Annotated in this window: 12 protein-coding genes and 1 other annotated feature; of the genes, 1 reads left to right on the top strand and 11 read right to left on the bottom strand. The window is 48.0% G+C overall.

Annotated features, from left to right (window positions below; genetic code table 11):
* Positions 1-57: 57 nt before the first annotated feature.
* The 7 genes from WFJ73_RS12920 to metG all read right to left on the bottom strand — a co-directional run bounded on the left by WFJ73_RS12920 (position 58) and on the right by metG (position 6,961).
* Complete coding sequence (locus tag WFJ73_RS12920) at positions 58-225, bottom strand: DUF6376 family protein (protein ID WP_336773449.1); 168 nt, start codon at positions 223-225, stop codon at positions 58-60.
* A 167-nt stretch (positions 226-392) separates the two neighbouring features.
* Positions 393-596, bottom strand: a complete 204-nt coding sequence (locus WFJ73_RS12915) for a CLC_0170 family protein (RefSeq protein WP_336773448.1) — start codon at positions 594-596, stop codon at positions 393-395.
* A 30-nt stretch (positions 597-626) separates the two neighbouring features.
* A complete protein-coding gene (locus WFJ73_RS12910; protein WP_336773447.1) occupies positions 627-1,871 on the bottom strand; it encodes a Ger(x)C family spore germination protein in 1,245 nt (414 codons plus the stop codon).
* Positions 1,837-2,958, bottom strand: a complete 1,122-nt coding sequence (locus tag WFJ73_RS12905) for a GerAB/ArcD/ProY family transporter (RefSeq protein WP_336773446.1) — start codon at positions 2,956-2,958, stop codon at positions 1,837-1,839. Before WFJ73_RS12905 ends, WFJ73_RS12910 begins: the two co-directional genes overlap by 35 nt.
* 13 nt (positions 2,959-2,971) lie before the next feature.
* A complete protein-coding gene (locus tag WFJ73_RS12900; protein ID WP_336773445.1) occupies positions 2,972-4,591 on the bottom strand; it encodes a spore germination protein in 1,620 nt (539 codons plus the stop codon).
* Positions 4,592-4,743: 152 nt separating this feature from the next.
* On the bottom strand, positions 4,744-5,265 hold the full coding sequence (locus WFJ73_RS12895; protein WP_336773444.1) for a hypothetical protein: 522 nt from the start codon (positions 5,263-5,265) through the stop codon (positions 4,744-4,746).
* Between the two features lie 40 nt (positions 5,266-5,305).
* Positions 5,306-6,961, bottom strand: a complete 1,656-nt coding sequence (metG, locus tag WFJ73_RS12890) for a methionine--tRNA ligase (protein ID WP_336773443.1) — start codon at positions 6,959-6,961, stop codon at positions 5,306-5,308.
* 54 nt (positions 6,962-7,015) lie between these two features.
* Positions 7,016-7,275 (bottom strand) — a binding site (T-box leader).
* Positions 7,276-7,428: 153 nt separating this feature from the next.
* On the opposite strand from metG, the gene WFJ73_RS12885 reads away from it, so the two are divergent.
* On the top strand, positions 7,429-9,201 hold the full coding sequence (locus tag WFJ73_RS12885; RefSeq protein WP_336773442.1) for a glycerophosphodiester phosphodiesterase: 1,773 nt from the start codon (positions 7,429-7,431) through the stop codon (positions 9,199-9,201).
* Positions 9,202-9,247: 46 nt separating this feature from the next.
* Here the strand turns inward: WFJ73_RS12885 and WFJ73_RS12880 are convergent, their stop codons facing one another.
* The 4 genes from WFJ73_RS12880 to WFJ73_RS12865 are packed head-to-tail and all read right to left on the bottom strand — an operon-like array spanning position 9,248 to position 13,617.
* A complete protein-coding gene (locus WFJ73_RS12880) occupies positions 9,248-10,390 on the bottom strand; it encodes an efflux RND transporter periplasmic adaptor subunit (RefSeq protein ID WP_336773441.1) in 1,143 nt (380 codons plus the stop codon).
* Between the two features lie 17 nt (positions 10,391-10,407).
* Positions 10,408-11,286, bottom strand: coding sequence for a carbohydrate ABC transporter permease (locus tag WFJ73_RS12875; RefSeq protein WP_336773440.1), 879 nt, complete (start codon positions 11,284-11,286; stop codon positions 10,408-10,410).
* A 14-nt stretch (positions 11,287-11,300) separates the two neighbouring features.
* Complete coding sequence (locus WFJ73_RS12870; RefSeq protein WP_336773439.1) at positions 11,301-12,179, bottom strand: carbohydrate ABC transporter permease; 879 nt, start codon at positions 12,177-12,179, stop codon at positions 11,301-11,303.
* Positions 12,172-13,617 (bottom strand): ABC transporter substrate-binding protein, encoded by a 1,446-nt coding sequence (locus tag WFJ73_RS12865; protein WP_336773438.1) that lies wholly within the window; start codon positions 13,615-13,617, stop codon positions 12,172-12,174. Before WFJ73_RS12865 ends, WFJ73_RS12870 begins: the two co-directional genes overlap by 8 nt.
* Positions 13,618-13,725: the final 108 nt, after the last annotated feature.

The raw sequence follows: 13,725 nt of genomic DNA, 5'->3' as shown, positions 1-13,725 counted from the left end.
ACAAAAAGCCCATCGGAATCCGAAGATTATTCCTCCGAAATCCGATGGTCTTTGCTGCTAAGAACCTAAATTTTCGATACGGTTAATTTTTAACGCAACAAGCCGGTCCTCCAGCTGCTGCTTCGTTTGGGGATTGGTCGCAGCGTCTTGCACCATCTGCGGTGCTTGCTCAGCGAAATCCGTTAGTCTATAGATATGCTCTTGTGCTTGATCCCCGTATTGCACGGTTTGAGTAGCACTTTCAAAAAAGAACAAGCGCTTAACATGATGGACGAAACGACGAGTAAGAGTGTCGTCAGCGTTCTCATTCAGCTGCCTCTTCCTTCCTGCATGTTTGTTTATTTTTACTTTTTTACGAAATTGAAGAAGGAGGGTTTCATAAAGCGTTCAAGCTAATCGATGATGATATCGCCAACCCACAGGAATACGCCTGCAGCGATATTGAACCATCCTAAAAACCGTGAAACCTTCCATTCTTTCTTTTGTTTTTTTTCATTGCCTAGATCCCTGACATCGATGTAAATGACAAGCAACCCGCTTACAATAAACAATGTAATCGCGTAATACAGGTATCCCATCGTATAACCGCCAAACATTCGCAATCCCATCCTTAATAAATCAGGATATTATACGGCCTTCATTCCGACCCTCCGTACCTTCAATGCTACTTTGACTTCAAAGGTACAGTTCGGATACATTTTGCTCCATTCCTCCGCCGTCTTGATTCGTTTATTCCAATAATGGGGTTTTTTAGCCCGTACGATTTCGCCAAATCCGAAATAATCCGAACCTTTTGCTTGTGAATCCTTAATAACCTTGGAATAAGATTTGACGGCACCTTCTCTTTGCTTCTCCTCAATCATTCTCAGCACATCCGGATTATTGATCTGAACTTCGTCGCTAAACTTTCCTTCCACGTTAAGCTCAATTCCGATATCAATGGTGAAATGAGGAATATCGTCCTTGATTTGCACTCGTATTTTTGCCCGGCGATGCGTTGCGGTTGTCATAACGGTCTGTCCTTTATCGCCCAATTGTACGAATACTCTGTAGCCTGCGGGGTTAATCCCTTTAATCCCCAAATAACCCGCAATTTCTAACGGCTTGGTCACTCCAACCATTTGGTCCCCGACAAAGTAAGCCAGACCTTTGATTTCCACATTTTGTTCTTTCTTTATATCAACATACGGTAAAAAGCCTTCCTGCCCTTTTTTAGATACATTGCTCCAGAAAATGCCGATGTAGTCTTTCGGGAATTTCCCCATCCGTATGCCTTGATCCAGCGTTGACATCAAATAAAGCGTAGGAACTCGTTCCAGAGGCGGAGCAGCCAGCATAAGTTTCCGTGCTTGTCCTTTCGCAACCATCATCCATGCCATTCGCCGGACTTCAGAGTTGCGACGGAAGTAATCATTAATGTTATCGAGGCCGTTTCTTGCCACGGCTTCAGAAATGACAATGACGCGCAGATGTCCAAAAAAAAGCTTGCTGGATACCTGCTGCTGCAAATTCATAAAAGCGTCATTCAAGCTATGGCCAACAACGTCAATCACCCAAACCGTTTTTCCAACGGAGCCCCCTCCTCCTCCTCCGCTTTCACCTGGACCTAACGGAATTCTTCCAGGGAGAGCAATCTGCACGGCAACGCGAATCATACTTTTCTCAGGACTAGGAATAGTTCCACGCAAATGGGAGATTTCATCTTCTTCCTTTTCCGCTTTTTCCATATTTACCTTATCAATAGATACCCCGAGCACAACTGCCCGTTCCTCAATTTCCAGCCTGTCCCAGCAGCCGGTGAGAAATGGCGTGACCATTATAAGCACGCAAAGTATTTTAATGAGTTTGATCCACTTTCTTATTGTTTGCAACAGGGTTCCCTCTCTTCTTGCGAAGAATCGAAACGATAAGCAATATAGCGGGGTAGACAATCGTAATGATTAGTCCGATGCGGCCGACGTTTTCAATGATTTCATACATTTGAATAATGTTTTTAGGCAGCATGGCCATTACAAAAACAAAAGGCAAAATAAAATAGGAAAACAGCTTATGCTCTTGCAATCGAAATAGATGACTCATCGAATAAATCGTAAAGAAATAACTGGAGAATAGCGTTGTAAACACCGCAGTAACCCATACCGCGAGAAAAGAGGCATCGAGCCGCTCCAAAATGTTAGCTGGCAATGAGGTCGCCTTCGCCAATTCCAAGGTTGGCCAGAGCAGCTGTTTAATCTCCTCTGAACCAAACACGCTAACTGTAGCCGCAACGATAATAACATAGAGCCCTCCGGCTATCATCATGCCCCAGAAGCTAGCCTTCATTGCCTTCTCCGGATGCTTCATATTCGGAATTACGGCGGTCAATACGAATGCTCCTTGGAAAAGTGCGGCAATGGTCAGCGTACCTTTCAGCATCCCGCCCGGTTCATTCCCCCAAATGGGCAGCAGGTTAATCGCTTCCGCATTTTTTAAAGACAACGCAACTATGACAAGAGCAGGGAATAACAAAAACGGAAAATAAAAAGTATGAATATGGGCGAAGGTTGTAATTCCGTGACGCGTAGAGATAGCGGCGAGAAGCAGCATTGCGATTACCGTAACTTCAACCGGAGTTGACTTTAAGACCGAAGTAACAACGACTTCGCCGAATTCCCGGGCTGTTAACGAAGTGAGTACCGCAAAAAACAGGATGATAGACAAGCTGCCAATCCATGCGAGCCATTTGCCTATAACCTTCTCGCTGTACTGGATAATCATCTCGTTCGGAAACCGTATGCCGAGCCGGGTAATCAGAAATAACCCAACAAACGCAAGCAGCATAGCCAGAAAAGTTACAAGTGGTCCTCCAGAATCGGCAGCTCGTACCGCAAATAGCGGCAATGCGAGGACGCCTACGCCGATAATGGTGCTGACAAGAACAGCGGCTGCCTGAATGACTGTAATCTGGCGGGTCTCCATCTAACGATTCCTCCTACTCACTCTTATCATTTAAAGGATCCAGCACGTTTTTTGACGTTTTTTTGAGCTCTTCAAACTTCGATTCCGATATTCTCGTTTCTTCAACAGGATCCAGAAACGCAGGTCGTTTGTTCATCAGCCATAGCGGCCCTCTGACCAGTAGATCCTTCAAGCCTTGAAAGTCAACCGGAATAAGCGGGCTGAGGTATGGAACGCCGAAAGACTTCAGGGACAGGAGATGATTCGCAATCAGGATTAATCCGATCATTACCCCGTAAAGGCCAAAGGTCCCTGCTAAAATGATGAGCGGAAAACGAAGCAGCCGCAGCGCAAGGGCTGCGTTATATGCCGGTGTGGCAAATGATCCGATCGTCGTTAACGCGATAATTACAACCGTAATAGGGCTCGCGAATCCGGCAGCTACCGCTGCTTGACCAACAACTAACACGCCTACAATCGAAAGCGCTCCGCCGACTTGCTGCGGCAATCGGATCGTGGCTTCCCTAAGTACTTCCATGGAGATCTCGATGATGATGACCTCGATAACAGCCGGGAATGGAACACCCGCTCTTCCTCCGGCTACGGCTACCGCAAAATCGGTTGGAATGAGCTCCGGATTGTAGGAGATAATCGAGACGTATAAAGCCGGAAAAACCAACGAGAAGACAAGAGCGATCAATCTGGCTAAACGGATCGAGCTCATGAGAAGGAATCGTTCCGTATAATCCTCTACCGTCTGATAGAACTGGTTAAACACAGTAGGCACAACCAACGCCAAAGGCGAACCGTCTACCAGAATAGAGACCCTTCCTTCCGCCAGATTGGCAACCACTTTGTCGGGGCGTTCGGTATATTGAACCTGAGGGAATGGTGAATAATGATTGTCCTCGATAAACTGCTCCAGATAGCCGGAATCCAGCACCGTATCGATATCGATCTTGGATAAACGTTTATGAACCTCTTCCACTAATGCCGGATTGGTAATACCCTCCATATAACAGACGGCTACCTTTGATTTGGTTCTACGGCCAATCTCCATAGTCTGAATGCGGAGATCCGGAGACTGGAGCCTGTATCGGATTAAAGAGATATTAGTGCCAAGCGGCTCGATGAAGCCTTCGCGAGGCCCTCTTATAACCTGCTCGGTTGCGGGCTGTTCGATGGAACGTTTTTCAACGGATCGTGTCGTAATGATGATGGATTCCTCCATCCCATCAACGGCAATAACCGTATCCCCACGCAAAATGCAATCTACAAGCGCCGTTAATTCACCTTGTAAGCTGCTTTTACTGTGATAGAGAGAGTCGTTCATAATCACGTCGGATAACTGGCTGGTCTCGATGGATCTCCCAATAAGATGCGGCGGCGTGTACATCAGTGCTTTCATAATGTCCGCATTGACGCTGTCTTGATTGACCATACAGGAGAAAAACATAATGGCAGCGGGAAATTGGCCAAATACGTTGAATTTACGGACCGTAAAATCTTCGTTTATGCCCAAGATTCCGTCTAAAAAAGCAATGGTGTCCCCTAAGATGCCGGATACTTTTTGTCCCTTGTATTTATCCAGCGTTTTGCTTGGGCTTGGCATAAGCAGCTTGGCATCTAATCTTCTGACTTTTCTTGTTGGCATTCCATCACCTGCTAATCACCATAATCTGACTTTTTGCTTTCTCAGGTTTTACCAATGCGAGGGAATTTATGCGTGTCCTAACTTTGGAACGGTATGCATAATAAAAGCAGCCGCCAATGCTTGGCAGCTGCTTCCGCGAGATTAATAATGCTCTAACCTACATCCCAACGATGTCTAAACTTGGTCAGATTCGGATGCGCATCCGGCGGCGGTTCCGTGATGATCAAGCGGATCTTGCCGATCCATTCTTCGAAGGAATGATACGAAGCAAACGCGTTTGCCGTCTCCGGCGAGACATACAGGAAGAGCGGCGGCGGATAAGCCTCCATCAGATGACGGATAGCCGCTTCGATAGGCGTATATTTCTTGCGCTTCCCTTCCCAATTCTCAATCGCAATCATTCCTTCGTCCCCGTGTTCCCTTCTCCAGTCGAACAGGAAGTCCTCCCGCTTGTAATAAGGCTCGATAGGACGTTTCCACATGCGTTTTGCCGTTTCTTCATGGAGCGGATAGAGTACAAGCTTGACAAATGACCTTGCTTTAGCGAGCGCTGCCGCTTGTTCCAGCTGCCGCTCCGACACGTCCTGGAACGTGTCATAATACGCCAGCGTCCCCTTTCGGGTGTCCGGCTCTTCAACGTGGCCAAATGGCACCGTTCGGTTACCTCGATCCATCGACATCCTCCCTGATCTTCATTTGCACCATAGTATTGGTTTATTGATCCTTTTTCATTTCCTGCTGTTTTGTTAACAAGTTTGTTTCTTCCTCAATGCGGCTAACGTCAATCCGTTCAAACAAAATGTTCAGATCCTTGATTTTGCGGTTTGCGGGAACGGAAGTTTGCGTCCATCCCGCTTGATCAAGCGTCAGGAAATTTCTTGTTTTTTCGCAGGCAAAAGGAATAAAAGGGTTTAACAATTGAGCCAAATTGGCAATGATCTGAACGGATGCATGAAGCGTATTTCCGCATGCCGCTTTATCTTCTTTGATCTGAAGCCATGGCTTCTGTTCGTCAAAGTACTTATTGGCCCGGCGTACGGAAGCGAATATGAGCTCAATAGCTTCTTTCAGATGCCCTTCTTCTATCAATGCTCCGCTTCTAGTATAACAGTCGTCTATCGTCTGCTTCCATTCATCGTTTAGATTACCCTCGGGGATAAGTCCTTCAAACGATTTATCGATAAAAGACAACGTACGATTAACTAAATTCCCGAATGCGCCAAGCAATTCGCCGTTATGGCTATGAATGAATTCCCGCCAAGAGAAGTCCGTATCCCGGTTCTCGGGACCGTTGGCAATCAGAAAGTAACGGATGGAATCCGGCTGATAACGACTTAGAATGTCCGGTACCCAGACGGCCCAGTTATTGCTCGTGGAGAACTTCTTCCCTTCCAAGGTCATATATTCGCAGGAAATAATACGGTCCGGCAGATGCAAACCGCGGACGCCCATCAACAACGCCGGCCAAATGACCGTATGAAAAGGTACATTGTCTTTGCCGTGTACGTAAAATGCCGTGATTGGATTCTTGCCTTCCTCCCAAAATAACTCCCAGCTGCCTCCCGTTTCAGCAGCCCACTGCTTGCTTGCCGACAAATAACCGCATACGGCTTCAATCCAAACGTAGATTTTTTTATCCTCGAAGCCTTTGAAGGGAACATCTACTCCCCAGGTTAAATCTCTCGTAACCGCACGGTCTTGCAGTCCTTCCCTCAGATATCTTTTCGTTATTTGGACCGCATTGTCTTTCCAGCCGCGAGCATGCTCTACATACTCCGACAGGATATCCTGAAAGCGGGAAAGCTCCAGATAATAATGCTCGGTAGGGCGTTCAACCGGGGGATTGCCGCATATCTTGCAAGTCTTATCCGTCAGGTCGGAAGGATCCAATAAAGTGGAGCAATAATCGCATTGATCTCCGCGCGCCCGGTTTCCGCAAACCGGACAAGTCCCTTCTACATAACGGTCGGGCAAAAATCTCCGGTCCGTCTCGCAATAGGTCTGCTGAATCGTTTTCTTGTACAAATATCCGTTCTCCAATAAGCTAAGAAACAACTCTTTTACAACCTTATGGTGAAACTCCTGGTCCGTTCGCGTATACAGGTCATACATAAACCCGAGCTTCTGAAAGCATTCCGTAAATTCCCGGTGATAACGATCCGCTATATCCCCCGGCGATACGCCTTCCTTCAGCGCTTGCACGGCAACCGGAGTGCCATGGCAGTCACTGCCCGAAACATACAGAACCGGATTGCCTTTCGCCCGGTAATAACGGGCCAGCACATCTCCCGGCAGCAAGCTGGCGAGCCGACCCAGATGCAGCGATCCATTCGCGTAAGGCCAAGCGCCGCCAATAAAAATAGGGTTCATGATATCTCCTCCTGCGTTAAATTCTGAAAAATGAAAACAAAAAAACTCCCATCCCGAAGGGACGAGAGTTATCCTCACGTGTTACCACCCAATTTTATTAATGCCTTGCGGCATTAACCTCTTCAAGTACGACGCGGCCGCGTTTATACTCTAGCACGATAACGGGTGCGGGTTCCGGCGCAATCTACAACCGCTTGGGGTTCGGTGCGCAGCTCAGAGGCCATGTTCCCATCCGTAATCTTTACCCCTTCTCAGCTAGCCGGGGTTCTCTGTCCAAGACATCACGATGGTACTCTTCTCTTCGTCGCCATTTATCTGAATATTGAAGTTATTCGAATTATATTGGATAAATTTACCTCTGTCAATCCTTTCCCTTAAGCTAGTCTGGTATTGTCACTGTTTATGCGGTATGGTAAGTTAATGCAGCTACCCTCAACTATGCTGATTGTCAAGAAAGGATGAATCTCATGTTCAAGCTGCTCAGTAGAAGCTTTCGCGACTTCCGCGCAGCGTATCCGCAGCTCTTATTGTTTGAATATTTATTTATGCTGGTAACCAGCATTATCATTATCCCCATTATTACGTTAATCTTCAGCCGTATCCTAACGGTTCTTGGATCCGGTTCGCTTATGAACGATGATATCGTTCAGCTCGGTTTAAGCTGGCAGAGCATGGTTGGACTTACCGTAATTGCTCTAGTCGCTTCCTACGCGATATTTATCGAGCTGTGCGTTCTTATAATTCTTGTTCAACAAAGTTATTTCGGCAAACGAATCGCTATCATGGACGCCCTCCTTACCGCGCTTCGGCAGACGCCGAGTCTACTCGGCTTTGGTACCGTCCAGCTGCTTGTCTTGCTTCTCGTGTTGATTCCGTTCGTCGATTCGCCGATGTCGGAATCGTTCTATGCGCTGTTTAATCTCCCTATAGTACTCGAGCGAAGCGTCATGAACCTGTCCGTTGTGATGTCCATTGTTTACATGCTCATCTTGGTTGCAGCCATCTATTTGGTGCTCCGATGGATTTTTGTGCTGCATTATATCGTACTCGAGGGACATTCTATCGGCCGCGCAATCCGGAGCAGTCTCGATCTCACGAGAGGCAAGCATTTCAAGGTGCTCACTTCATTATTTTTAATAAATGCGATTGTTATCGGTACGGGCTTTGCAACGCTTTCGTCGGTCTCCTTCTTGCCCCATTGGCTTAATCATAATGTACTGAAGGCATTCTCCGATCATTATTCGTTAACGTTGTCTACCATTCTCACGTACATGCTGACGCTGGCGATCATGCCCCTCAACATTATCGTGCTGACCCGGTTATTCTACGTGCTCAAACGGGAAAACGGACAGCATTTGCAGGATAATCTGAAGTTGTATCGCAGTACGATCGGACGATTCGAAGATGCGCTTTCCGGTATGATGAAGCGGTTCACTCACAAACGAGCCTTATTCGCTTTATTAGCCGTTGTTTATGTGAGCCTTGCTTTATTTGTTGGTCTAAAAGCAAGCAGCCATCTGGTCTACGCCAAGTGGAGCGTCCTTATCTCCGCGCATCGCGGCGATACGGAGAACGCTCCGGAAAACTCGCTGCCGGGCATTCAGAGCGCCATCAATAAAGGTATTCAATCGGTTGAAATCGACATTCAATTAACCAAAGACAACGTTGCCGTCTTGAATCACGATGCTACTCTTAACCGGATGGCCGGCGTGAACAAATCCGTTAATGAATTAACTTACGAGGAAATAAGCAAGCTGTCCATCGGCCAGGATGCGGATGGCGTTCCTATTCCCGTCGTTACGCTTGAGCAAGTATTAACGGAAGCAAAGGGACGGATTAAGCTGCTGCTGGATTTGAAGCCCCATGGAGCAAGCGAACCCCTCGTGCGGGAAGTGATCCGCCTGATCCATGCCAACGAGATGGAGAATGAAGTCTATATCCAATCGTTCGACAGCACGATGCTGCGGCAAATCCGCGAGCTGTCTCCGGATATCCGCATTGGGCAGATCATGTATTTCGCCGTTGGCAATCTCTCTTCGTTAGATGTTGACTTCTATACGGTTGAACAGGTTATGGTAACCAAACAACTCGTCGATCGAGCGCATGCCTCCGGACGAGAGGTGTGGGTGTGGACGGTGAACGGTCGTCACAACTTGAAGGAAATGCTTAAATTTCAGGTGGACGGCCTGATCACCGATACCCCTGCTCTTGCGCAATCCATGATTGGTCTTGATTTATAATGGAATGAAGCCACAAGAAAAGCCGCAATATCGCGGCTTTTTCTTATTACTTTCTTACTCTCGCCCCGTCTATCAGGTAGCCGGTACTGCTTACGATCACCTCCTGCTCCTCGAACAGCCCTTCCGTAACAGCCGTCATATACGCATTGGAGTCAGTTACCTTAATTGGGTTTTTTACGGCATAATAGGCATTTCCGAGTGGTCCTTCCTTGCTTTCCAACGTAAATACATAAGCTCCTTGATCATCCTGATGCACGGCTTCGTTCGGCAGCGTAAGGATGGCTTCGCTGTTGCTCTTCACAATTTTCACCTGTACACGTTCGCCGCCAATCAGCTGATTGTCATGGAGCCGAACCGTTACGGTACCTGGAATGGAACTGGAATCGTTTGCATGCAATGTGCCGCTGTCTGGCGTATCCAGGGCTGCGCCATTCACGTCATTATCGATAGTTGTTATCGTTCCTGTAAGCTGTTCCGTGTCCTTGCCCGTGATCTTCAATTGCTCGAGCGTTTCTCCGATTTCCAGCAGTCGGGCTATATCGCCCGGTACCTGCAGTTGGATATTAAAGCCTTTGGATGCATTTGCGAGTACAATATCCGGCCCACCGCCGGGACCCGAACCAGCCAGCGCATTAACCTCGGTTACAATGCCCGCAAAAGGCGCGGAAACCGATTGGCTATCGATTATGCTCTTTTGAAGGCTTTGTATGTGATTTTCCTGCGAGGCCATGTCAAGCTTGGCGGAATCCAGCGCAACCTTAGCGGCAGAGAGGGCACTCTCGTCGCCTCCGGTTACCGCCGTAATATAATCCGTTTGGAGCTGATTCATGGACAATTGCTGCTTCTTGAGACTTGTCTTCATATCATCCAGCTGAAGCATCGCTTCGCTGCCGTCATATTCGATTAGTTTCTGGCCTTTCGTTACTTTATCCCCTTGTTTAACAAGCACCTGCTTCACCTTCCAGCCTGCCGGATTCATAAGGGCTTGCGTCTGCTCCGGTTGAACAGTCGCTTTGCCTTCGAATTCATGCATGACCGAACCTTTGAATGCGGTTTGCGTATAGACCTTCTGCAAAGACAGGTTCCGTATCGTATTTCCCGCAAGGGTGCATATCGCGAGCAGGATCAGAAACAGACCGGCAAGCAGCCGCAGCTTCCGTTTGCCGGAAACGGACTTTCTTTCCTCCATTGCATTCACTCCTGAGATTATCCTTTTATGCCCGAATGTTGAATTCCTGCCACGAAATAAGACTCCGCATACAGGAACAAAAGCACCATCGGGGCCATATACAACGCGGAAGCGGCAAACCCGGCCCCCCGTTCCGACTGATTGATTTGCGCCAAATAGAGTGACAACGGCTGCTTGGCAACGTCCTGCAAGAAAATAAGCGGCTGCTCGATCATGTTCCAATAATCAACGAACAGCAACACTGCCAGCGCGGCGAGACCCGGCTTGGCCAGCGGAAGAACAACCTGCCAAAAGATAATAAACGGACCTGCTCCGTCGACTTTGGCAGCTTCCGAAAGCGCATAGGGAATATGGGCCATAAATTGCCGCAGCATAAACACGCCAAACGCGCCGAATATGCCCGGCAGCACGATTGCTGAAGGATGGTTCATGAGCCCAAGCTTGTCGATAACCAGATAATTGGGGACGAGCGTAACCTGGAAAGGCATAAGCATCGTCATCAAATAGACGAGAAACAGCTTATCCCTTCCCGGAAACCGCAGCATAGCGAAAGCGTAAGCCGCCAACGAACCGACCAAAATCTGACCGATTACGATAGGCCCTGCAAGTCCGGCTGAATTCCAGAACATATGAAGAAACTTCGGGCTCAGGAACAACACCTTCGCGTATTGTTCGAATGACAGCCAGTCCGGCAGCAGCTTCAGATTAACGAAAGCATCCTTCCCGCCGCTGGCCGTATCCACCATTTGTCCGATTAAATCGTAATTTTGGCTAAGCTCCGCTTCCGTCATCAAAGAACTTACTAGCGTAAGGCCAATCGGAAACAGCATGGCAGCTGCAAATCCGGCAAGAATCACCGCCCATGCAAGTCCGGTCAAACATTCTTTACCTCTCATGAATCCTCCTTCCCCTACTCCGTTTGTTCCCTGAACCGGCGTTCAGTGCGGAGCAGTCCCGAGGTCAGGAGCACGATACAGGCGACCATCATAGTCGCGGCAGCCGTCAGCTTCTGGACATCCAGCTCGAAAAACATGTTATTCATGTAATGCTGCAGCATATACAACCGGTCATACGGATAATCTCCGGCCAGCAGATACGTTTCCCGAAATACCTTGAATGAGTTAATGATTGAGATAAGCAGCACAAAAAATAAGGTTGGCGTCAAATAAACAAGCGTAATATGGCGAAATTGATGGAAACGGCCGGCGCCCTCAAGCGATGCGGTCTCGTAATAATCCTTCGGAATCGATTGCAGTCCTGCCAGCAGAAGGATCATGTCGTAGCCGATGTTCTTCCATACATACATCAAGATAACGATACTCATGGACCAATTCGACTGCATCCAATCGATCCGGTCCATTCCAAAAGCGTGCAGCCATGCATTCAAGGTCCCGTTCCAATCGAAAAAGATTTGCCAGACCGTAACGACGGATGCCACAGGCACGACTAGCGGAAGCATAAACGATGTCCGTAACGTACTTCGCAGGAAGATCCGCTTATTAAGGAGGATCGCAAGCGTCAAGGACAGCGTGATTAATAGCGGAACACTTACCGATGTAAAAAGCATCGTATTGCCGGCTGCTTTACGGAACGAGGCGCTATGGAGAAGTTCCGAATAGTTGCTAAGGCCCACGAATTGCCCGCCAAGCGCCCCGTCAGTAAAGGACTCATAGATGCCTAGCAGAAACGGAATGAGATAAAACAAGGAAAATCCGATTAAGCTGGGAGCAAGGAACAGCAGCGCTGCCATGCCGTCCCCTTTCCATCCTCGCAGTCCTCTTCTACTCATTGAGTACCGTCATCGCTTTATTCTGTATCAGCTTGGCTACGTCCTCCGCGGATTTCTGGCCGGCGAAGTAGGCTGCCGTATTGGCGGATACGATATCCAGCACTTTGCCGGATGCATTCTTCTTGCGGGAAGCGGCATCCGCAAAGCCTTCAAGCCGGTTAAGCTGCGCTTCATCCACTTTGAAGGACTCGCTGTGCTGCGAACCAATGGTTGGCGGCGTTATCGTTCCCCGCTTCTTGAGAGCCTTTACGGCGTCAGCGAAACGCTCCTTGTTGATGGGAAGGCCAATCGTCGTATGATCCATCATGTATTTCAGGAAATCCCAGGCGGCGTCCTTCACTTTGGAGTGGGCATTTATGCCGATATCGGACCTCGTTTCGTAGGAAGTGCCCGCAACCTCTTGATCCGCATGAGGTTTGATGTAAAATTCCGTATCCTTGCCAAATAAATTTAATGTCGTTAAATAATCTTCCGGCGACAAAATGCTGACATTCGTAAAATATCCCCGTTCCGACGTACTAATGATTCCATCGTCAAACATGCTTTTTATTTGCTTCAGCAAGCCGGTGAAATCCGGCGAATCAAAGTTTGCCTTGCGGTTAGCCTCATCTACAAACCTGCTATAGTTATCCGCGACAATGCTCCGTACGAAATAATCGGTACCGCCAACTTGAAGACCTTCTCCGCTGACAATAGCCGCCTTATATTTTCCGTTTGCGTCAACTAGTTCTTTGCCCGCTGTCATGAAATCATCCCATGTCCACGAACGATCGTCGATCTTTACCCCGGTGGCGGCAATCGCGCTGCGATCACCAACCATGCCGCTTAAGCTGAAGGATAACGGAAGGCTGTATAGGCTCTTTCCACCTTGTTCGCTGCCCAATACATTCGTGAAGTAGTCCGTCTTGCGAAACGTATGGTCTTCGTCCATTCTTGCGGATAAATCCTCGAGCAAATGATGCCTCTCGTAATCGTCTGCCGCCAAATACCGGAGATCAACCAGGTCCGGTCCCTTTCCGGCTAGCATCGCCGCGTTTGTGGTTGTCGTAAACTTCTCAATGTCGGCATCCGTTTGCTCACCTCCCCCTTCGTCGCTATAAGGCTCGCTTAACCCGTATTGCAGCTTGATCTTGATATTCGGATGAGCCGCTTCGTAGGATTTAACCGCTTGTTCGTATTGCTCGCTTGGCCAGAAAACCGAGAATACGATTGTTTTCTGATCACCGCCGGTTGCATTTCCATCCGGGTTTGTATTTGTTGTTGTTCCTGATGGAACAGTTGTCTTGCCTGGCTCTTGACTTGCTTCATTGTCTACCATGCTTCTGTTATTACTGCAAGCCGCCAAAACTAACACGATTAACGAGACGGTAAGTATGATTAGTCCCCTATTTTTCATCCCAATCATTCCTTTTCTTGTATTGTTACTCTGGTATTTCATTAGCCACATCTTGCCGGATGCTTGACCCAAGTATAAATAAGAGATATCTCCAAGGCTTCATCAAATTGCGTACAAGATGTCTCCGACTTCCAAAAAAAATACGGCAGG

Origin of the sequence: Paenibacillus sp. MMO-58, from assembly GCF_037146255.1 — a bacterium.
In the GTDB taxonomy this organism is placed as follows: domain Bacteria; phylum Bacillota; class Bacilli; order Paenibacillales; family Paenibacillaceae; genus Pristimantibacillus.
The sequence above is the reverse complement of the archived record's forward strand: the minus strand, read 5'-3'. Positions and strand labels throughout refer to the sequence as shown.

Bases quoted from the DNA above. Each gene is read 5' to 3' on its own strand.
- WFJ73_RS12880 (WP_336773441.1), bottom strand. From the start codon at position 10,390: ATGGAGGAAAGAAAGTCCGTTTCCGGCAAACGGAAGCTGCGGCTGCTT.
- WFJ73_RS12900 (WP_336773445.1), bottom strand. From the start codon at position 4,591: ATGCCAACAAGAAAAGTCAGAAGATTAGATGCCAAGCTGCTTATGCCA.
- WFJ73_RS12895 (WP_336773444.1), bottom strand. From the start codon at position 5,265: ATGGATCGAGGTAACCGAACGGTGCCATTTGGCCACGTTGAAGAGCCG.
- WFJ73_RS12905 (WP_336773446.1), bottom strand. From the start codon at position 2,958: ATGGAGACCCGCCAGATTACAGTCATTCAGGCAGCCGCTGTTCTTGTC.
- WFJ73_RS12915 (WP_336773448.1), bottom strand. From the start codon at position 596: ATGTTTGGCGGTTATACGATGGGATACCTGTATTACGCGATTACATTG.
- metG (WP_336773443.1), bottom strand. From the start codon at position 6,961: ATGAACCCTATTTTTATTGGCGGCGCTTGGCCTTACGCGAATGGATCG.
- WFJ73_RS12870 (WP_336773439.1), bottom strand. From the start codon at position 12,179: ATGAGTAGAAGAGGACTGCGAGGATGGAAAGGGGACGGCATGGCAGCG.
- WFJ73_RS12875 (WP_336773440.1), bottom strand. From the start codon at position 11,286: ATGAGAGGTAAAGAATGTTTGACCGGACTTGCATGGGCGGTGATTCTT.
- WFJ73_RS12885 (WP_336773442.1), top strand. From the start codon at position 7,429: ATGTTCAAGCTGCTCAGTAGAAGCTTTCGCGACTTCCGCGCAGCGTAT.
- WFJ73_RS12865 (WP_336773438.1), bottom strand. From the start codon at position 13,617: ATGAAATACCAGAGTAACAATACAAGAAAAGGAATGATTGGGATGAAA.